Consider the following 19,572-nt stretch of genomic DNA (forward strand, 5'->3'; position numbering starts at 1 on the left):
TTTTTTGCAAGCGCAGGTCGCCGAAGTATCCAAGCAGCAAAGCCATCGTCGAAGCCTCCAGAATCAACAATGGCAGCTACAGAATCACATACGATTCAAACGCTTCAAGCCATTTTCCGGCGTCGCTTCTTCACGCTTGATCAAAGCACGAAGCAAATGTGTGCGCACACTAGGCCGCCAATCGGGTCAGGTATAAAGGGGGAGCTGACTGCTCCCCTTTTCAGGCTAAGCTGCCATTTTGCGACAACTCTCAGCGCATTGGCGGCAAGCATCAACGCATTCTTGCATGTCGCCGATCTGTTCGCAGCTTCGCGCACATTCTTCGCAAATTTCTGCGCATTCGCGGCACGTGTGTTTGTGATGGATGGGGCAGAAAGTAGTATAATCAGCTTGTTACGGGATGTTGTGTGCAAAACGAGCACACGAAAGTTCTGCTTCTCTTCTTTTTTCGTTCCCACGAAAGAGCCGCCGAAACCCTCTTTCGCACGCTCTTCTGTCGCCGATTTTGACCGCTCCGATGCGGATGTTCGCCAGCCTTTCTTTGAACCTCATTGTCTGCCGCTGCGTCTAGTTTGCCTGGGTTCCTGGAAGCTTTTCGAACTTTCTGGGTCACTCCACAGCCCAAATTGCGGGTGCTCATGGACAAATCAGGAAACTAGCTTCGGTTTTTCCATGGCTTTGCAGGGGATCGACTCCCATGGCACGTTGCACCCGAAAGCGCGACGGCATGACTTCCAAGTGTGAACGGCAGCTTCGCGTCCAACCCCGGCGCTAGGCACTCTCTCAGTATCGCTCAAAAGCGGAGATTTCGAGTCCTCAGGGGCAGCTCGATCCAGTGGCGGACGTTCGATGTGAGCTTCCTGGCGATACGGCCCTCTACCTCGACTGCCAAAGCTACCGCAGGAACACACTAAACCTGCTGGGGCCTGTGTTCTTCTCGCCGCCGATCGGCGGATTGCAGGGCAGAGATGCAGCGTTCCAGCCGTTCAAGCCGCGATTTGCTGGAATGAAGGTGGTAGCCGAACTCGGTAAGCCTTCTTGGCTTGGCAGTCCCTCTCTGGGTAAATAGCACCGTTGGCGGGTAAAGCCGCCACCCGTTTCCTGCTTGGCTCAATTAAATGGCTGAATTTCAAACCGACCCATTACCAACCGGCGCATTGACGCGCGACCCTTTCGCTGCAAAGATATATTAACGATTTGTTTACCAGGCGCCAGTCACCGCTGGGAATTTGGGGGGAATTTGGAACCGTTTCTGGGTACGAACCGCCTCAATTGGGATGATCGGGCCGAACTACATTCGACCGACACAACAGGCAGCTATCACATCGAAAATGTGCTGGCAGGCGGATCCAATCTTTATGAACTGGAGACGGAGGAGGTCGGTGATATTGTCGGCAAAGACATCGTCCATTTGCAATGTCATATTGGGCTCGACACGATCAGCTTGAAGAATCTCGGCGCGGGCAGCGTGACCGGTCTCGACTTTTCACCGACGGCGATCGCCGCTGCGCGGGATTTCGCTGCGAAGGCAGGCACTGAGGTGCGCTTCGTCGAGGCGCCACTGTTCGAGGCAGTCGAAGCACTCGGCCGGACCTTCGACGTCGTTTATGTCACCTGGGGCTCGGTAAACTGGCTGGACGACGTGTTCCGCTGGGCGCGGGTTGTTGCTGATCTCCTGCGACCCGGCGGCAGGCTCTATATGGCCGAGGGCCATCCGTTGATGTTTCAATGTGATCGCAAGGCCGCGGCGCTGGAGTTTAAGCACGATTGGCGAACGCCTACAGCTCGGCCGCTCACATGGAACGAGGAACGGACCTATACTGGCGACGACCGCATTTTGAAGCATTCTCGCTATTATGAGTGGATTCATCCGATCAGCGACGTGGTGAACGCGCTCATTTCAGCTGGGCTGACGCTCGATTTTCTGAATGAGCATGACACGGTTTCTTGGCAGCACTTTTCATTCGCGGTGAGAGCCGGCAAGGATATGTACGGCTTGCCCAACAACTCTCCCAAGATCCCAATGGCCTACTCCATTGGCGCGACTAAGCGAAGCGTTGGCAAGATACCATACCTTGTTGCTCCCAAAACGATTGCGGACCACTGTTAATCCAGTTTTGCACTGTCATCCCCTGGGCACGATCACCCGGACCCGGGAATCATCCCTCCCGACACGTTGCCTCATTGAGTGGCGGCTGGGTCCAATCGCCTCCGGCGGCGTGCCAGAACGACCTCAGCGGTCGGACAGTGCAAAGTTCTCAGAACTGTGAAGTTCAAAATTAATTAATGAAAGCTAATGTTCTATCGGCGGATAGATCCGAGAATCTGAACAACACAGGGGAGTCTCACCCTATTGGCTCTTTTCGGCGCTAGGTTCGGCGGCATAAAGGATGCTGTTTTTTCCTCGGCAAACATCCCGGCCGCAATGGCGATCTTGGTTATTGCGATTAGCGCAGCGTATGCGGACCACCAGAACAAAATCGTTTCGGACCAAACCGCTCGTGCGGATGTTCTGGTCAAGGTCAATCTGATCCGCGCCAAGCTAGAAGGGAACATCAACGGAAACCTTCAACTCGTGCATGGACTGGTCGCGACGGTCGTGACTGAACCCTATATGGGACAGCAACGCTTCGCCTCGCTCGCGAGCAACCTGTTTGGCGGCGACTCGCAATTGAACAATATTGCTGGCGCGCCCGATCTGGTCGTTTCCTTAATGTACCCTCTGAAGGGCAACGAGAAAGCGGTGGGCCTCGATTACCGAATGGACGATCGGCAGCGCAACGCCGCGCTGCGGGCACGAGACGAGCGCAAGTTGATTCTAGCCGGTCCGGTCGACCTGAAGCAGGGCGGCCAAGGCTTCATCGGCCGTTTTCCGGTTTTTGTGCCGAGCGCGGGCAATACTGAAAGATTCTGGGGCATCATTTCCGCCGTTGTCGACGTGCAGCGCCTTTACAGGGCGAGCGGCCTGTTTGACGATGATCTCGGGATTGACGTCGCGCTCATCGGTAAAGACGCCCTCGGCCCGCGTGGAGATCAATTCTTCGGCGATATCGGCGTCCGCAAAAGCAATCCAGTGACGGCCGAAGTTCTGCTCCCCTCAGGTTCCTGGCAAATAGCGGCCATCCCCAAAAGCGGCTGGCCTTCGACACCTAGCAACGCGTGGTTCTTGCGCGCGATCATGGCCGCGGCCGGGGCGCTGGTTGTGATCCCATTCTTGGTCACCAGTCGTCTGATTGGCGAGAGGCAGCGCAATTATGCGGAACTGCGTCGATTGTCGAGACGCCTCGAACTCGCTCTGGAGGCGTCGGCTATTGGCGTTTGGGAACACGATCTCGCGACCAATGATCTGTCCTGGGACGACCGCGTCAACGAAATATACGGCAAACCCAGCGATGGAGGACCTCGCGGCTACTCGGATTGGGCGGGGGCAATTCACCCCCAGGATTTAGCCGGCGCCAACGCAGATTTCGAACGTGCCGTGGCCAGCCGCGGAACATATTCGTCGGAGTACCGGATTATTCGTTCGGATGGCGAGATTCGTCATGTCCGAGCCAAGGCGACGATATACCAGGCTCCAAACGAGACGGCCAAAATGATTGGTGCGGAATGGGATGTAACAGCCGACGTTTTGCTGAATACCGATCTGGTTCGCGCAAAACAGCTGTCCGAGTCGAAAAATGCGGAACTCGGGGCAGCCAAGGCGCGCATAGAGCATATTGCGCTTCACGATTCGCTGACCGGTCTGCCCAACCGTCGTTACCTCGACCAGATATTGGAGGAGTACACAGCAAATGCAAAGCGTGATGGGTGCTATGCGGCCCTGCTTCACATCGACTTGGACCGGTTCAAGCACATCAACGATACTCTTGGCCATGCCGCGGGTGACGCGATGTTGGTACACGCATCTGCCGTCCTCCGATCCAAGGTCGAGAATGGAGGATTCGTCGCTCGGATCGGAGGAGACGAATTCGTCGTCCTGTGCACGGTGAATGACGATATCAAGCAACTAGCGCTGCTGGCTGACCGCATCATCAGTCAGATGGGCGAACCCGTCTACTACCGCGGTCACCGATGCCGTTTTGGTGTCAGCGTGGGAATTGCAGTCGACAACCGAAAAGACGCCGAAGCCAAGCACCTGCTGATGAACGCCGACATCGCGCTTTACCGAGCAAAAAGTCGTGGGCGCAATCGACACGAATTCTTCACTGAGGCGATGCAAAGCGAAATCGTCGACACAAAGCGGATTGCCGATGAGCTGCTTGGCGGCCTCGAGCGTAACGAGTTCATAGCCTTCTACCAGCCCCAATTTAGCGCAAAAACGCTCGAAATTGTCGGAGTCGAGGCGCTTGCGCGATGGAGACACCCAAAGGAGGGTATTTTAGCGCCGGATGTCTTTCTAAAGATTGCAGAAGAACTAAATGTCGTGTCGACGATCGATCGAACCATACTGAACCAAGCGCTTTCAGATTTCCAAGGCTGGTCTGCTGCGGGTCTTCATATACCGCGCGTATCGGTCAACGTTTCGGCACGGCGGCTTCAGGACGAAGAACTCATAAAGAGCTTGAGAGAACTAAATATCAAGAAGGGAACAGTTTCGTTCGAGCTTGTTGAATCCATTTTCCTTGATGAAAACGACGATTTGGTGACTTGGAATGTCGACCAGATCAAGCAACTGGGCATTGATATAGAGATAGATGATTTTGGCACCGGCTATGCCTCCATAGTCAGCCTGCTCAAGCTACAGCCTCGCCGACTGAAGATAGATCGGCAGCTGGTCATCCCAATTGTCGAATCGCCGCAACGAAGGCAGGTTGTCTCGTCGATCATCGAAATTGGCAAGTCCTTGGGTATCGAGGTTATAGCGGAAGGCGTCGAGACGATGGAGCACGCACGCGTGCTCAAGGGGTTGGGCTGCGATATACTGCAGGGTTATGCCTTTGGGCAGGCATTGGATTCCGACCGCCTGAAGGTATTGGTTCGCTCTCGGCGTCTGCGTGCGGCCAGCTGAGTGATAGCTGCTGCGTTTGCTGCCTGCCTGCTTCGCATATACTGGAACCGCGGACGTTGACGCTAGCGCTTTCGCCTATACATCGTGTCAGAAGGCAATATCTCGCTCCCCGCAATCTGGATCTACAAGGACGTGACAACATGACCGGCTCCGGGCGAAAACGGTCGTACCGGCTACCTGCTTGGCGGAATGGCAGCTGTCCGGTCCAGATCGCCCAAGAGCCGCCAGTCTGCTCACGTCCAAGCGGTCATTCAACAGTTCTACAATTCGTGATTGACTGGGGTGCTTGAAAGCTTTTCGAACTTTCTGGGTTGCGCCTCTGGGCCAGGGAGGATGTCGCGAAACTCGTTGCCCTCCGCTTCTGGGCGTATCTGGTCGAAAATCCTTCCTGATGCGAACAAAACCTGCTTTCTGCAAGGCGGGTTGGATCTTAAGCTATTAAACTGTTGGGAATTTCAAAAAGGGCGTGAATCTCGGATGCCGGCATGGGCCGCCCAAACAGCCATCCTTGGACATCGGTGCAACCATTCTCCCTGACCAACCTGTACTGGTCCTGGGTCTCGACGCCTTCCGCGGTCGTGGTCATGCCGAGCGTTGCGCCGAGTTCGGCGACGGCCTTGACGATCGCCCGGCTTTCGCTGCTCTCGCACATCAGGCTAACGAAGCTGCGGTCGATCTTGATACGGTCGAACGGGAACGATCTGAGATAGCTCAGCGAGGAATAGCCGGTGCCGAAATCGTCCATGGCGATGCTGATGCCGATGTCGCGCAGGCTGTGCAGCGTCGCCACCGTATTTTCATTGTTCGCCAGCAGTACCGACTCGGTGATCTCCAGCTCAAGGCGCGACGCCAGCAGGCCGGAAGCGGCGAGTGCGGAGGCAACCTGAAGCGATAGCTCTTGCTGCTTGAACTGGGCCGGCGAGAGATTGACCGCGACCTTGACGGGCAGGGGCCATTTCGCGGCATCGGCGCAAGCTTGCCGCATGATCCACTCGCCAAGCGTGTCGATGACGCCCGTCTCCTCGGCCAGTTGGACGAACTCCGACGGCGGCAGCAGGCCGAGGCGCGGATGGTTCCATCGCACCAACGCTTCGAAGCCCGTGAGGGTCGAGGTCTTCGCGTCGTGCAGCGGTTGATAATGCAACACGAATTGGTCTCTTTTCACGCCCAGCGCCAGTTCGGATTCCAGCAGGCGCCGCTCCTGCAGCCTTGCATCCATTCCCGGCTCGAATGACCTGCAGGTGCCACGACCCTCCATCTTGGCCTTGTATAGAGCAAGGTCGGCATTGCGGATAAGGGTTTCCGAATTTTGCCCGTCGTCGGGGAAGACGGCGATGCCGATGCTGCCGCCGATGTTGATCTTGTACCCCTGGATGGAGAATTCGTCGGACAGGGCATGAATGACACGGCTTGCCAGCGCCCCGGCCTCGTCGTCGCCGTCGAGCAGGAGCTGAAGGATGACGAATTCGTCGCCGCCAATTCTCGCCACCATGGCGGTTTCGCCGGCATGCTGCTTCAACCGCTTCGACACCGCCCCGAGAAGCTCATCGCCGACCGGATGGCCAAGCGTGTCATTGACTGGCTTGAATCGGTCGAGGTCGACGCAATGGACCGCCAGCTTCTCGCCATCCCTGAGGCTTCTCAGCGCCTCGTCCATGGTGTCAGCCAGGAGGCCCCGGTTGGGCAGGCCGGTGAGAATGTCATGCGTGGCGAGGTGCTGGATCTCGGCGGTGCGTTCCTCGACCCGCAGTTCCAGGGTCTCGGCGGCATCGGCCTGCATCATCATCGCCCGCCCTACCGCATACCAGCAGGCCAGTGCCAGCAGCGTGACCACCGCGACCGCCGCGTAGCCTGCCAACTCGAATTCCCGCACGGAGCGGGCGTCCATGTTGCTGTCGAACCGGCTGTTGGGAAAACCAGCCCAAAGACGCCATGCGCTTCTGGGATCGTTGAGCGAGAGCGGGATGACCTCGGAATAGATCAGGTTCGGGTCGGCCGCCGTGAAGGCGCGGGAATCGGCCGCTAGGGCCTTCGACATCTTGTGCTGATCGGATTCAAAGCCGTAGCCTGAATTGACGATGACGTAGTCGCTGCTCGGCAACAGTTTGCGTAGCGCCGAGGTGAGCATGATAGCCGAGACGGAGCCGCGCAGGCTACCATCCGCACCGAACACCGGGACCGAAAGAATGAATCCGGAGCGGTCTGCGTCATTGCCGGTGTGGATGAAATCGGTGTTGTCGCAGGTGATGAGCTCCTTGGTTCCGATGATCGGCACATTCAGCCCATCGATGGCACTGGAATTCGGATAGTTCGCCTTCAGCCAGGCAAGCTGCTTGGCCAGTTCATGGTATTCATAGGTCTCGACCTCTTCCGGAGGGCGGGTCAGCGCATCCTCATCCAGCTTGGCGTGCTTGGCGTCGCCGGCGGCATCCGATCTGGCTTTGGCATTCACGATCAACTGGTCGAACTGGAGGATCGGCTCTTCATGTTTGCCGGTCGCGGCATCGAAGCGCTCCGGGTCGAAATCGAGCGGTAGGAAGTAGACCTCGGAAATCGAGACGTTGTTGGCGAGGTTATTGTAGATCTGCTGGATCGTCGCGCGGCCCTCATCGCCAAGATTCGTGCCATGCCGGTCGAGGCTGCGGACGCTTGGCAGGTAGCTCAGCGTGCGCACATTCTCGTAGACGGCCCGCAAGGCGTCTTCCACCGTTTTGGCTGTCGCGCTCGCCGCCGCCTGGGAGTTTTCGACATAGCGTTGTCTGGCCAGCGCGTAGTCACGCTGGCTGTCGATGCATAGCGCCACCAGCATCACTGCGCCGGTCAACAGGATCACAACAAATCCGGCCGCTCGCCTGAACGCGTTCATCTGTATCCCACCATCGATCAAGCGGAGTATAGCCTGACAGCGGTTTAGGAAGCGCTAATTAGCCTATTCAATTTTCGATTCGAGCATGGAGCCGTGCGCGCTCAGGCCGAAGCGAGCGTGAGGGGGAAACCAGAGGGGGAAACGCCGGCGTGCGGTGCACGTGGTTACAACTTGAAGTGGCTCGCCAGGACCGGCGAAGCCGCGAATTACGAATTCTCTACAGCCCTTCGCCAAGATTCGCAGCAAGAACCCAGGATGCGAAAGCGCGACCGAGGGTAGGCTAGGTGCCGAGATGGTAAATCTGGCGGCCGACGCGTACTTGGATTTTGGTTCCTGAACTTGAAGCGTTGGGCGCCAGTATCTAGGCGGGGGCGCGTCCCCAACTAGACCCATAACCACAGTAAGCGCGATTGTGTCGCCTTCAATTAGGATGCAGCCATGGTGGATAGCTGGTTACTGGCCACAGGCTAGTATGACGGCGAGCCCCTCAAGCGCCTCCACGTCTGACCCATAGGAATGCGCGTGAGCGGGGTATCGCTCCTGCTGCTGGCGGTAGAAGTGCAGCCATTTCGGCAAGTCGGCAATCGAGAAGGTCCCTCGCCATTTGTCTTTCTCGATCGTGAAAGTGCCTGCCTCCGAATCGTAAGTCGCTGTGGTCTTCATGCCGGCTTATAGGCAGACATACCGCTGACGACGCCAGCCGTAGATTGCGCCTCCCTCGACAGCTAACGACTTAGCGGCCATAGACCATGGGCGAGACAAATAGCCTCGATATGGAACCCAGCCGAAAGCCGGAAAGCGCGGCATCAGCGACAATTACGGCGCGGCAAAAAGGCCAGGTCACATATGCTTGTCAGCTCTTGCACGCGGCCGATGCCCTCAGAGCTTTGTCTGCACTGGAATAGCTCGAGTAGGTTTTCTCGCCGACAGCCGTCATCTTAACTCCGTCGGGCTTCATAGAGACCACCGTGCATGTCTTGGTGCTCGTGTCCTTGGCGACCCAATAGTGCGTCGCAGCAATTGCGGGAGCACCCAGCAAGCCTACCAGTGCGGCGGCGACTATAACAGAGCGTATCATAGTTTCCTACATTTTCATCGTCCAACGACAGTCCGCCTTGCCAAGATCGAGCGGCGGACGAGCGACCGAGTGGTCAGCCATAAATGCGTCCGGGGTCGAATGAACGACAATAAGGAACCATTGTTCCCCCGAAATTTTCTCCGATCTACAAATTTGCAAATCACTTGTTGCCTGCGGGCGAGCGATAGATCGCCATACAATCGCGACACATGCGCCCGACCAAGAACCGCTTTTCAAAAGTTTCCCGGACCCGTGCGCGATCGAGACGAGCTATCCGCCGTAGAGCCTCCACAGCTTCGTCCACGCTGGCTACGATGGGTCCGAACACAACATCATCGATGACTTCCGGAACGGCACCGGGTCTGAAGGCTTCACCGACGCCGCTGCTGTTCCCATCAACTGGCCGGAACCGTTCGGCCTCTAACCTAGGTCGCACTGCCCAAGAACTCCGCCTTCTGCCGCTCATTGATCTCGCCCATCAACTCCACGATTGAATGCTGAGGCACCTGCGGTCACCCCAAAAGCAACTTAACCGCGTCGATCTTGGCCGCGATCTTCAGCGGCATTCAGGCGCGTGCGGAAGTGCCGGGCCACCTGGTTATGCTGATGCGGCGGGACAAGGCAGGTGTGCCTGTCTCAATCACGTGATGGGGGCCTTTCGCGCAGTCCAATCATTAGCGGAAGGGACAGCACACACAGTCCTGCCATCATAAGGAACCCGGGCGGACCATAGGCTCCATAAAGCTGAGCTGATAGCCAGACAAGGCCCGCAGTGGCGATCCCCGGGCCAATCGCGTAAAGGGCCTGCGCCGTGGCGGCAAGATGTGTGGGTACGCTGCTGGCGATAACACGCATACAGGCAAGATGCAGAAGTGCGAACGTAATGCCGTGAAGCGGCTGCACGAGCGCAAGTATCCAGACCGATGCGGTTTCCGCTTCCACGACCCAGCGCAGGATGCCGGCGACCGCCGCCAGAGCGGCGGCCCCGGCCACGCCAAGCCGGCGCAGCAGGATCGGCCCGACCAAAACGAACACTACCACCTCCGCTGCGACGGCTTCCGACCAAAGTATGCTGCTCGCTGCCGTGCCAACCCCGGCCGCAGTCCAGCGGATGACCGAGAACGTGTCATGCATCGCATGGCTGCCATAGATCAGCGCCGCAATCACCACGATGCGCCGGAAGGTCGGGAGATCGAGGAGCTCACGCAGCCCGCCGATTACGTTTTGCCCGACCGGGTCCGCAGCCCGCTCGGCTCCAGTGTATACTTCCGGCACCAGCGCGGCGGCAGCCAGCGCTGCGGCGAGCAGCGCCGCGTACATCCATATAATGGCATCCAGCCCGAAGATTCCGAGCACCTGGCCAGCCGCGAGGGTGCCAGCAACGAAGGCCGCTGATGCAGCACCCCGCACCCAACCATACTCAAAACCAGGCTCGCGCACCGACGCGCCCGCCGCAAGTGCGTCGGCCAGGGTTGTGATCGGTGCCAGCCCGGCTGACTGGGTCAAATAAACGATCAGCAGAAGAAAGACACCTTGCACGGCAGCCAGCCCAAGCGTCGCCGCCACCGCGATCCCGATGCAGACCGCCAGGGTGACACGGAGAGCGCCGAAAATGTCTGCAATTCGATTGGCGAGCGGTCCGGCAATCAGCCGGGCGGCGTTGCCTAACCCAAACAGAACGCCCAGCTCTTCAGGTGTCAGGCCACGTGCCCCAAAATACCGTGGCCAGAACGGGGACGCTGTCCCGAATGCTGCATACATCGTAGCATAGAGCGCAAAAAATGCCAGCAGCGGGCGGAGACGTGCCATGCCAAAATTCTGCCACGGATGTGCCTCGCGTTATAGGGGGCTTGGGACCAGGCGAATCAGAGCTTCCTCTGCTTGAGTAGTCATGAAGAGCGACCGCTTGATCCGACCGAGCCCCCGTAGCGCCCTTCTGAGCTGGCTTTCTTTCGATGCGGACAGCTTCTTCAGGATCATAGACGGCATCGTCGATCGCGCGAGTTCGACGGGCACTGTCACGTCGCTGGTCAGGCGAGGCTCGGCGCTCCGGCTGAGCGCACAGGCCCCCCCTGCCGCCGCAACGACCAGCGCGAAACGGTTCGGCACGGTATTTTCACAATCGAGCACGATCATCGGATCCATGATGCCACCTCACGCTGCCTTCTGCTTCTGTTCAGGAACGGAAACGGCCAGTTTCGCTGTCGTAAGCTGCTCCAGTGCGAGCAGTGCCGATTCCACTTCGTCGAGCCGTGTCGGACGCGCGTTTTCAGGCATCCCCTCGGCCGTCGCGAGATCCACAAGATGCTCGTTCCACGCCCAGTTGCGCAGGATGGCGCGTTTCTCGTCGACTGTCAGAAGAGGATCGACAACGAGGTCCATCGGCGATGCATAAAGCGCCTCAGGATCGGCCAATGCCGGTCCATAATGCGAGGCCTGTGAAACGGCACCGTAGCTGCTCGTGAGCAACGCCAGTTGCAGGCGGTTCCAGACAAGGTCCCCGCCGGCCTGCAGCCGCTTTTCGGCACTGGAGGATTCCGCGGATTTTTCCGCCGCGGGATTTACCTGAACCGAATAAGCGAGGCCCTGACGTTCGGCATAGTCGATGGCCGCCTGAACCGTCGGAAAATCGAGCTCCACCTGAGTCAGCGTGTCACCACTTCCGGTGTAGCCCATCAGCGGTTCGATGACCGGCGCCATACGCCGCTCGAACACCAGACGCCAGCCTTTCGGCCGCGCACGGCCCGAGGTCGTGACTGAACGGGAAGGCTTGTAGATCCGCGCGACCGCATCACGCGGGAACTCGGATCTGCCGAATGACAGCGCGCGCTTGCGATTGTCGTTTGCCGGTGCGAGATTTTCTGCGGCTTGTGTGACTTCTCTTTCTTCTTGCTTCTGCATCATTCCATCCTCCCATTTTGCGAAGGATGCGTCGGAGGCGGCTGCCTGCCGCCCCCGACTTGCTCCATGCGTCAGTGGGTGATCGGGATGCGCTTCACCTTCGATTGCGCGTCTGGGTTCTTCGGCAGGGTCAAGGTCAGGACGCCATTGGCAAAGGACGCCTTGACCTTGTCGTCCTCGACCTCGTAGCCGAGAGGTATGCGCCGCTCGAAGCGACCGTAGAAGCGCTCGGAGTAGCCCTTCTCTTCGGTCTCCGACCGCTTTTCGCCACGCAGGGTCAGCACGTCCTCGTCGAGCAGGACTTCGATGTCCTTCTCTTCCATACCGGGAACCTCGGCGGTGACGCGAAGCTCATTATCCGACTCCGAAATCTCCAACTTCGGCCAGCCGTTGTCGAAAGACGAGAGCTGCCCCATAGAGGGCAAACGCGTCTCGAAGCTCTTCAACATATCGTCAAAGAGCCTGTTTACCTCGCGGTGAAGCGAAACAAAGGGATCGCCACCGCCATAGATGTTGGGGGCCTGGTTGTTGTTGCGGCCCCACGGGATAAGGTCACGCATGTTCATCTTCATTCACCTCCATGTTCAAGAGCGCGGCACCGGACGAGCGCCGGTGCCTGTCGCTTCTGGTTCACTCTGACTTCAGGCGGCGTTCTTCTCGGCTTCGATCTGCCGTGGCTTCGCCTGGGCCGTGCTGCCGGCGATGGCGATCCGGCGCGGTTTCATCTCTTCGGGAAGCTCGCGCTTGAGATCGATGTTCAGCAACCCGTTTTCCAGGCTGGCGCCGACGACCTTCACATGGTCTGCCACTTCGAACTGCCGCTCGAAGGCGCGCCCGGGAAGACCGCGATAAAGATACTGGCCCTCGTCCTCACCCGATTGCGAGCCGCTCACGAGCAGCAAGTTCGGTTGATGAGTGATGGTCAGTTGATCCTGCGAAAAACCGGCTACCGCCATTGTGATGCGATAGTCGTCCTCACCGGTCTTGGCGATGTCGTAGGGCGGCCAATTGTCTATCGCGGTGACACGGCTCGCATTTTCGAGCAGATCGAAAATGCGATCGAAGCCGACGCTGGATCGGAACAAGGGGGTAAAATCGAGGTTTGTCTTCATAGCCACATCCTCCTTTGAGCAACATGGATACAAAAGGACGCCAAGAGAGCCTTGACGCCTCCTGACTTAGCGCCGGCCCCATCAGGCGGCCGGCGATTGTCGATTTAGAATGGCGGTTTGCGCGTTCAAGAGGCGCTTAGGAAAATTTTCAGGCAAGATCCGGACGTATAGGGGAATGCGGCGGTAAGAACGCAATGGGTGGTTCTGCTGGCGAAATTCGCCAGCAGAAAGGCCCCCTTGGATTCCGGAAGGGCTGGCGCTTGGGTTAAAGTCGATCGACCAGCGCTGTGAAACCGGCGGCCGCGATGTCGACATCGTGACTGCGACCGGCGGCGGGAAGCTTCTCGCATTGATCCAATTGGCGCAACGCGTCCATGATGGCATCGAAGCTGACCGGTTCGGTGACCCCGGGCGGCATGCGCAGTGCCGGCATCGATTCCACTGCACAGGCATCCGATGCCCATGACGAGAGGATTGCACGCTTCTCCTGGGCCTCGAGCGTCATGTCGTCCAGCACGTCCTGAGGCCGCTTGAAGTGCCGTGCCGGATGCAGCAAGCGGTCAAGAAAAACATCAGGGGCTTCGGGCCAGACTGGGGCAAAACTCGTCGAAATGGCTCTTTCCATCGGTGGTCCCTCCGCTTTCAATAGGCTCCTCTGTTGACGTCATCTTGGTGGCTCTCGTGATTTCCACCGGCTGAAATTTTGGAGAGTTTCGACCAAATTTCAATGGCGCCAACAAGGCCGCATCTCACGGTTCAGCCCAACATCAACATTTTTTGAACCGGTGAAACAATCGGCGTGAATGTCAGTTCTGGCGTCTGAACAAGGCGCGCAGCAGCGCCAAGGCAGTCGGGCAGGAGAGCCATTCATGTCTCACATTTCCAGGAAGCGGCTGTGCATTGGCCTCCTCGCAGGAGTTTTGACGCTCTCGGCTGGCGGCTTTGCTCCGGTTTCAGCACAGGAAATCCCAAACGACTTCAGCGCCATCGTGCGTCAGAAACTGCCGGCGGTGGTCGCCATCACGACCAGGCAGATCATCCAGGACCAAACGACGCTCGATGATTTTCTGAATCCCTTCGACGGCCGCGGGCCTGTCCAGCCGCAGGTGCGGGAAGCGCTTGGCTCCGGCTTCGTCATCAGTCCCGAGGGCTATATCGTCACCAACAATCATGTCGTGGCCGACTCCACCGAAATCCACGTCGTCTTCTCCGACAAGGAGACTTCGCCCGCGCGACTGGTGGGCCGCGATCCAGCAACCGATATCGCGGTGCTGAAGGTCGATCCACGGCCCAACATGACCATCGCGGTCTGGGGTGATTCCGACGCAATGCAGCCGGGTGCCTGGACGATCGCGATCGGCAGTCCCTTCGGGCTCGGGGGAACCGTTACCGTCGGTGTTCTTTCGGCCCGCTCGCGCGACATCCAGGCCGGCCCTTATGACGATTTCCTCCAGACAGACGCCTCGATCAACAGAGGCAATTCCGGCGGTCCCCTGTTTAACGCACGCGGCGAAGTGATCGGCGTCAACACCGTCATCGTGTCGCCGTCGGGCGGCAGCATAGGCATCGGTTTCGCCGTGCCGTCGCGAACCGCGCGGAGCGTCGCCGATCAACTGATCCGCACCGGTCGGATCGAGCGCGGTTTCATCGGTGTGCGTCTCCAGGAGGTGACTCCGTCGATTGCCGAGGCGCTTGGAATGTCTGGCACCAAGGGAGCGCTGGTCGCCTCGGTCGAGCCCGGCAGTCCAGCGGAGAAGGCCGGCCTACTGTCAGGCGACGTAATCACTCGGTTCAACGGCAAGGACATCCAGGGTGTCCATGACTTGACGCTGGCTGCGGCGAACGAAAAGCCAGGGTCGAAAGCGACGCTGACAAGGAACCGCGGCGGCTCCCAGCAGGAGGTGGAGTTGACCGTCGGTCAACGCAAGGACGAGGAGGTGCAGACCGGTGCTGTTCCGAATCCGGAAGCGGCGGATCAAGGTCTCGGGCTATCGCTCAGCCCAATTCCGGATGAAGCGCGCCAGCAGCTCGGTCTCCAGCCGGGTACCACCGGCGTGTTTGTCCAGGAGGTCGCGCCGAACAGTCTTGCGGCTGAAAGCGGTCTCAAGCCCGGCGATGTGATCGTCTCGGCGAACAACCAGAATGTTACCCACCCCTCGGATGTCCGACAGGAGTGGGCGAAATCCCGGCAGCAGAACAAGCCGATCCTGTTCCGCATCGAACGGCAGGGACAATCGCTTTTCGTGGCCGTCTCAAACTCTTGAGCGACTATGTGCAGATGAAGATAGCCCAGATCGCACCTCTGATGGAGTCAGTACCGCCCAAGCTTTATGGCGGGACCGAGCGTATCGTTTCCTATTTGACCGAAGAGCTGGTTCGACAGGGCCACGATGTGACGTTGTTCGCCAGCGGCGATTCAAGCACTTCGGCCGAACTTGTGGCGTGTTGCGATACTGCACTGCGCCTGAACCCGAACGCTCATAATCACATCCCGTACCATGTCATGATGCTGGAACGCGTCCGCCGACGGGCGGATGAATTCGACGTTCTGCATTTTCACGTTGATGTCCTGCACTTTCCGATTATCCGTGAGTTCGCGCGGCGAACGGTTACCACCCTTCATGGTCGGCTCGACCTTCCGGACCTGGCGCAGCTTTACGCGATGTTCGACGACATTCCGCTGGTCTCGATTTCCAATGACCAGCGGCGGCCGATGCCGCCGGTCAATTGGCTCGGAACCGTCTACCATGGTTTGCCGCTCGCCATTCTCCCCTTCCAGCCCAAGGCCTCAGGCTATCTGGCGTTCCTTGGCCGCATCTCGCCGGAAAAAGGGCCTGAAGTCGCGATGGAAATCGCTGCGCGCGCCGGAATGCCGCTGAAGATCGCGGCCAAAATCGACGCGGTGGACCAATCATTTTGGAGTAAAAAGGTCGAGCCCCAGTTGCTTCGAAATTCGAAGGTCGAGTTCATTGGCGAGATCGATGAGCGCCAGAAGGCGGAATTTCTCGGCAACGCGACGGCGCTGCTGTTTCCTATAGACTGGCCGGAACCATTCGGCCTCGTAACGATCGAGGCGATGGCCTGCGGCACCCCGGTGATAGCCTTCAACCGCGGCGCTGTTCCAGAGGTCATCGATGACGGTGTGTCCGGACTGATCGTGGAAAGCGTTGACGAGGCCGTAGAGGCTCTACGGCGGATAGGCGGTCTCGATCGCGCCCGAGTGCGGAAAGCTTTTGAAAAGCGATTCACGGTGGAGCGCATGTGCAGCGATTATTTGGCAATCTACCACTCGCTGGCGCGCGACCAACGATTCTCACTGGGCTCGCGAAATGGCTTCGCGGCACAAGCAAATGCGGTAACCAGCCCTGTTTCGGGAGTGTTGGCTGTCTGAGCCGCCAGATTCCCGCCGGCCTCAGTCGACCTTCAACAGCGGAACTTCGCCGAAAATCCGCCAAGGATTCGAAGGACGCTCTCCGTAAGCGCGCATCGCGGGATTGATGCGAAACACTATTGATAGGGTACGGCCGGGCGCGGCTATATGAATGAGCGCCAGCATCGGCCGTCTGAACAGGAGGGTTGAGATGAGCATCGAAGTCGAAGAGCGTAAGCTTGATCCAGCCGTTGCTCTTCCCGCACTCGATGAATCGGCCCCGCGCGAGCCGCATAGACAATTTGCGCTGAAGCACGAGGACTGTTTCGTGGTTGCGGACAGTTATGGCGACATACGCGGCACTGGCGACGGGCTTTTCCGCGACGATACGCGTGTGCTGTCGCGCTTCCGGCTGTTCGTCGGCGACCACATGCCCTCGCTGCTCGGCGCCTCGCTGTCGCAGGACAACATCCTATTCACAGCCAATCTCACAAATCTGTCCACAATCGGATCCGACGGTAGTGAGGCGCTGCCGGGCGTCGTGCACATCGAGCGAACCAGGTTTATCTGGCAAGACCGCATGTTCGAGCGAATCGCGTTCTCGAACTACTCCCGACGCGAGGTCCTGCTGCCGGTTCGTTTCGACTTTGACGCCGATTTTCGTGACATGTTCGAGGTGCGCGGCACCACTCGAAGCCGCCGTGGTCGCGCCCATGACGCGCTGGTCGGTGAGACGAGCGTCACGTTCCGGTACGAAGGCCTCGACAATGTTTCGCGCCAATCTGTTATCGCGTTTTCGATGAGGCCTGATCAGGTGCACCCCAATCACGCCGAGTTCCTCATTCGGGTGGAAAGGCGCGCCAGAAGAGCATTGTACCTGGAGGTCGGTCAAAACGAAGAAGTGCCATCCAGCGATCGCTTCCGCGCGGCGGCGGCGCGAGCTCGCTTTGCCATGCGCTCAAAGCGTCGGCAGGGCGCCACTATCTTCAGCTCGGGCCGCGTGTTCAACGACTGGCTCACGCGAACACGGGCCGACATTGCCCTGCTGACCACCGATCTGGAGACCGGGCCATATCCGTATGCCGGCATTCCCTGGTTTTCGACCGCTTTTGGCCGCGACGGCGTCATTTCCGCCTTGCAGATGTTGTGGCTGAACCCCGCGCTCGCTCGCGGAGTCCTGGCGTTCCTTGCCCGCTATCAGTCGACAGAGACTTCGATATTTGACGATGCCGAACCCGGCAAGATCATGCACGAGACGCGCAAGGGGGAAATGGCTGTCCTGCGCGAACTGCCGTTCGGCCGCTACTATGGTGGCGTCGACACCACTCCGCTCTATGTCTACCTGGGTTGTTCCTACGCTGATCGCACCGGAGATCAGGGATTCGTCGACCGCATGTGGGATTCGCTATGTGCGGCAATCGGGTGGATGGAGGAGGTGGGAGCTCGCAACGAGGACGGCTTCGTGACCTACAGCAGGGCGGCGGATACCGGGCTTTTCAACCAAGGCTGGAAGGACAGCGCCGACGCGATCTTCCATGCCGATGGTACGATACCGAAGGGGCCGATCGCACTGGTGGAGGTGCAAGGCTATGTCTTCGCAGCCTATCAAGGCATGGCTGCATTGGCAGCCAAACGCGGCGATGCGGCCAAGGCAGCGCACTGGAGCGCCATGGCGGAAAAAATCCGCAGCGCAGTGGAGACCCGGTTCTGGATGCCGGAGCGAAACTTCTACGCCTTAGCAATCGATGGGGAAGGCAAGCAATGCGCGGTGCGCGCCTCCAACGCGGCGCATCTGCTTTATGTCGGGCTGCCATCGGCGGAACGGGCGCAATCAATTGCCGAGCAGTTGCTGTCGGCGCATCTCCACAGCGGTTGGGGCGTTCGCACCTTGGCCGACGACGAGCTCCCGTTCAATCCGATGTCCTATCATAACGGCTCGATCTGGCCGCATGACACCGCAATCTGTGCCGCAGGACTAGCCCGCTATCAGCAGCGCACCAGCGTCGTGAAGCTTTTGAGCAGCATGTTCGAGGCGGCGGTCCAGTTCAACATGCGGCTTCCGGAGCTGTTCTGCGGCTTTACGCGCGCGATCGGCGACGCGCCGATTGCTTATCCGGTTGCCTGTCTGCCGCAGGCGTGGTCTGCCGGTTCGGCCTTCATGATGTTGCAGGCCTGTCTTGGGATCCGCATCGATGGTTGGAAGCGCGAGATCAACGTCGAACGCCCACGGTTGCCGATCGGCATCGACAACATCGTCATCCGGCATTTAGCCGTTGGGGAGGCGAAGGTCGATCTCAATTTCCAGCGCGTCGGCGACCGGGTCGTCTGCTATCTCGGTGAACGGCACGAGGGCCTGGTGCCGCTGGCCGTTCGCTCTTAGCAGTCGCAGCCGGAGTGCCTGCCATCGGCTTCGAGATGCTGCTGGCGTTTGCCTGGCGAGCTGGTCTTGAATGTAAAAGAGGTGCTTCCAATCTCTTCTGTGATGTCCAGCCGGCATTTAGAGGTTCGAGTCCGAGCAGTGCATCTGCGGAAACGATCACCAGGTCCAGTTGTTGAAGGGAGGTCACTATGGAAAGTGATGCTTTCAAGCAGCCAGTCTTCGTAGGGGAGAATGGCTACATCCAAAAAATCGACTGCGTGATGGATGCTATTGAGTTTCTGGAAGAATGGCCTGTCGAAAAACGTGGTCTCCTTCACGCGGCGGCCTGTGAGGCGTGCTACTCGGCTTACGATGGCCGCAAGCCTGTCGAGGCTGCGCACAAGGCTTTTACGACTTGGGCCCGCAAGATCGGCGTCATCGAGGATGTGCCTACAGCACCGCCGTGGATGACAGGGCCAAAGATCAGCAACGCAGACCTCTTGTGACGGTGCGGAAGGTCTCTTCATCCATGCATAGCCGAACACCGGGACGATGCTCGTCACCGTGATCATCCGGCGGTCTCGAGCGTGGTCTTTGAGGTCTGTTGACCGGGGCGGCCAGCCACTGGCTGGCGTCCGTCATCGCCTCATCTTGCGCCAACCGGTTAGCCTGGTCCCCAACCGACATTTGGAACATTCGGACGCGTGAAGTTCGGAATCTGCCTTGGTTGAATCCCCGTAGCCAAGGTCGGAGCTGCCTCCATTCAGATTCAACAGCCCGCCCCGGACGGGGGCAAAACTGTCTGGGCGGGCTTCGATCTGGCCTGGCTATAAGTTGCGACTTGTGCAGTAAGGCGACACCTAACCAGAACGCCGAAC

General features: G+C 58.9%; 13 protein-coding genes and 1 pseudogene. 6 read left to right on the top strand and 8 right to left on the bottom strand.

The window, feature by feature from the left end; translation table 11 throughout:
* Window positions 1–225 precede the first annotated feature (225 nt).
* Window positions 226–363, bottom strand: a pseudogene (locus LB577_RS33510) (four-helix bundle copper-binding protein); the annotation flags it as partial.
* Between the two features lie 877 nt (window positions 364–1,240).
* On the opposite strand from LB577_RS33510, the gene LB577_RS19305 reads away from it, so the two are divergent.
* Both LB577_RS19305 and LB577_RS19310 read left to right on the top strand, forming a co-directional pair.
* Window positions 1,241–2,110: a class I SAM-dependent methyltransferase gene (locus LB577_RS19305; RefSeq protein WP_224687913.1), complete on the top strand. Its 870-nt coding sequence runs from the start codon at window positions 1,241–1,243 to the stop codon at window positions 2,108–2,110.
* Window positions 2,111–2,425: 315 nt separating this feature from the next.
* Window positions 2,426–5,008, top strand: a complete 2,583-nt coding sequence (locus LB577_RS19310; RefSeq protein ID WP_224687942.1) for an EAL domain-containing protein — start codon at window positions 2,426–2,428, stop codon at window positions 5,006–5,008.
* Window positions 5,009–5,438: 430 nt separating this feature from the next.
* Here the strand turns inward: LB577_RS19310 and LB577_RS19315 are convergent, their stop codons facing one another.
* The 7 genes from LB577_RS19315 to LB577_RS19345 all read right to left on the bottom strand — a co-directional run bounded on the left by LB577_RS19315 (window position 5,439) and on the right by LB577_RS19345 (window position 13,590).
* Complete coding sequence (locus LB577_RS19315) at window positions 5,439–7,874, bottom strand: putative bifunctional diguanylate cyclase/phosphodiesterase (protein ID WP_224687914.1); 2,436 nt, start codon at window positions 7,872–7,874, stop codon at window positions 5,439–5,441.
* 1,714 nt (window positions 7,875–9,588) lie between these two features.
* Complete coding sequence (locus LB577_RS19320; RefSeq protein ID WP_224687915.1) at window positions 9,589–10,761, bottom strand: MFS transporter; 1,173 nt, start codon at window positions 10,759–10,761, stop codon at window positions 9,589–9,591.
* 30 nt (window positions 10,762–10,791) lie between these two features.
* On the bottom strand, window positions 10,792–11,097 hold the full coding sequence (locus LB577_RS19325; protein WP_224687916.1) for a transposase: 306 nt from the start codon (window positions 11,095–11,097) through the stop codon (window positions 10,792–10,794).
* Window positions 11,098–11,106: 9 nt separating this feature from the next.
* Window positions 11,107–11,853: an NADH dehydrogenase ubiquinone Fe-S protein 4 gene (locus LB577_RS19330; RefSeq protein ID WP_224687943.1), complete on the bottom strand. Its 747-nt coding sequence runs from the start codon at window positions 11,851–11,853 to the stop codon at window positions 11,107–11,109.
* Between the two features lie 71 nt (window positions 11,854–11,924).
* Window positions 11,925–12,419, bottom strand: a complete 495-nt coding sequence (locus LB577_RS19335; RefSeq protein WP_224687917.1) for an Hsp20/alpha crystallin family protein — start codon at window positions 12,417–12,419, stop codon at window positions 11,925–11,927.
* A 75-nt stretch (window positions 12,420–12,494) separates the two neighbouring features.
* Entirely contained in the window at window positions 12,495–12,965 is a 471-nt protein-coding gene (locus LB577_RS19340) for an Hsp20 family protein (protein WP_224687918.1), read from the bottom strand.
* A 265-nt stretch (window positions 12,966–13,230) separates the two neighbouring features.
* The gene (locus LB577_RS19345; protein ID WP_224687919.1) at window positions 13,231–13,590 is read right to left on the bottom strand and encodes a hypothetical protein; all 360 of its coding nucleotides are present in this window, start codon (window positions 13,588–13,590) and stop codon (window positions 13,231–13,233) included.
* A 244-nt stretch (window positions 13,591–13,834) separates the two neighbouring features.
* On the opposite strand from LB577_RS19345, the gene LB577_RS19350 reads away from it, so the two are divergent.
* The 4 genes from LB577_RS19350 to LB577_RS19365 all read left to right on the top strand — a co-directional run bounded on the left by LB577_RS19350 (window position 13,835) and on the right by LB577_RS19365 (window position 19,200).
* Window positions 13,835–15,229: a Do family serine endopeptidase gene (locus LB577_RS19350; protein ID WP_224687920.1), complete on the top strand. Its 1,395-nt coding sequence runs from the start codon at window positions 13,835–13,837 to the stop codon at window positions 15,227–15,229.
* 14 nt (window positions 15,230–15,243) lie between these two features.
* Window positions 15,244–16,356: a glycosyltransferase family 4 protein gene (locus tag LB577_RS19355; protein WP_224687944.1), complete on the top strand. Its 1,113-nt coding sequence runs from the start codon at window positions 15,244–15,246 to the stop codon at window positions 16,354–16,356.
* Between the two features lie 190 nt (window positions 16,357–16,546).
* Window positions 16,547–18,715: an amylo-alpha-1,6-glucosidase gene (locus LB577_RS19360; protein WP_224687921.1), complete on the top strand. Its 2,169-nt coding sequence runs from the start codon at window positions 16,547–16,549 to the stop codon at window positions 18,713–18,715.
* 188 nt (window positions 18,716–18,903) lie between these two features.
* Window positions 18,904–19,200: a DUF982 domain-containing protein gene (locus tag LB577_RS19365; RefSeq protein ID WP_224687922.1), complete on the top strand. Its 297-nt coding sequence runs from the start codon at window positions 18,904–18,906 to the stop codon at window positions 19,198–19,200.
* Window positions 19,201–19,572 lie beyond the last annotated feature (372 nt).

Origin of the sequence: Mesorhizobium sp. B283B1A, assembly GCF_020165735.1 — a bacterium.
Classification (GTDB): Bacteria; Pseudomonadota; Alphaproteobacteria; order Rhizobiales; family Rhizobiaceae; genus Mesorhizobium; species Mesorhizobium opportunistum.

Excerpts from the sequence above, each read along its gene's own strand:
- LB577_RS19310 (WP_224687942.1), top strand. The coding sequence starts at position 2,426 with ATGGCGATCTTGGTTATTGCGATTAGCGCAGCGTATGCGGACCACCAG.
- LB577_RS19315 (WP_224687914.1), bottom strand. The coding sequence starts at position 7,874 with ATGAACGCGTTCAGGCGAGCGGCCGGATTTGTTGTGATCCTGTTGACC.
- LB577_RS19320 (WP_224687915.1), bottom strand. The coding sequence starts at position 10,761 with ATGGCACGTCTCCGCCCGCTGCTGGCATTTTTTGCGCTCTATGCTACG.
- LB577_RS19325 (WP_224687916.1), bottom strand. The coding sequence starts at position 11,097 with ATGGATCCGATGATCGTGCTCGATTGTGAAAATACCGTGCCGAACCGT.
- LB577_RS19330 (WP_224687943.1), bottom strand. The coding sequence starts at position 11,853 with ATGCAGAAGCAAGAAGAAAGAGAAGTCACACAAGCCGCAGAAAATCTC.
- LB577_RS19335 (WP_224687917.1), bottom strand. The coding sequence starts at position 12,419 with ATGAACATGCGTGACCTTATCCCGTGGGGCCGCAACAACAACCAGGCC.
- LB577_RS19340 (WP_224687918.1), bottom strand. The coding sequence starts at position 12,965 with ATGAAGACAAACCTCGATTTTACCCCCTTGTTCCGATCCAGCGTCGGC.
- LB577_RS19345 (WP_224687919.1), bottom strand. The coding sequence starts at position 13,590 with ATGGAAAGAGCCATTTCGACGAGTTTTGCCCCAGTCTGGCCCGAAGCC.
- LB577_RS19350 (WP_224687920.1), top strand. The coding sequence starts at position 13,835 with ATGTCTCACATTTCCAGGAAGCGGCTGTGCATTGGCCTCCTCGCAGGA.
- LB577_RS19355 (WP_224687944.1), top strand. The coding sequence starts at position 15,244 with ATGAAGATAGCCCAGATCGCACCTCTGATGGAGTCAGTACCGCCCAAG.
- LB577_RS19360 (WP_224687921.1), top strand. The coding sequence starts at position 16,547 with ATGAGCATCGAAGTCGAAGAGCGTAAGCTTGATCCAGCCGTTGCTCTT.
- LB577_RS19365 (WP_224687922.1), top strand. The coding sequence starts at position 18,904 with ATGGAAAGTGATGCTTTCAAGCAGCCAGTCTTCGTAGGGGAGAATGGC.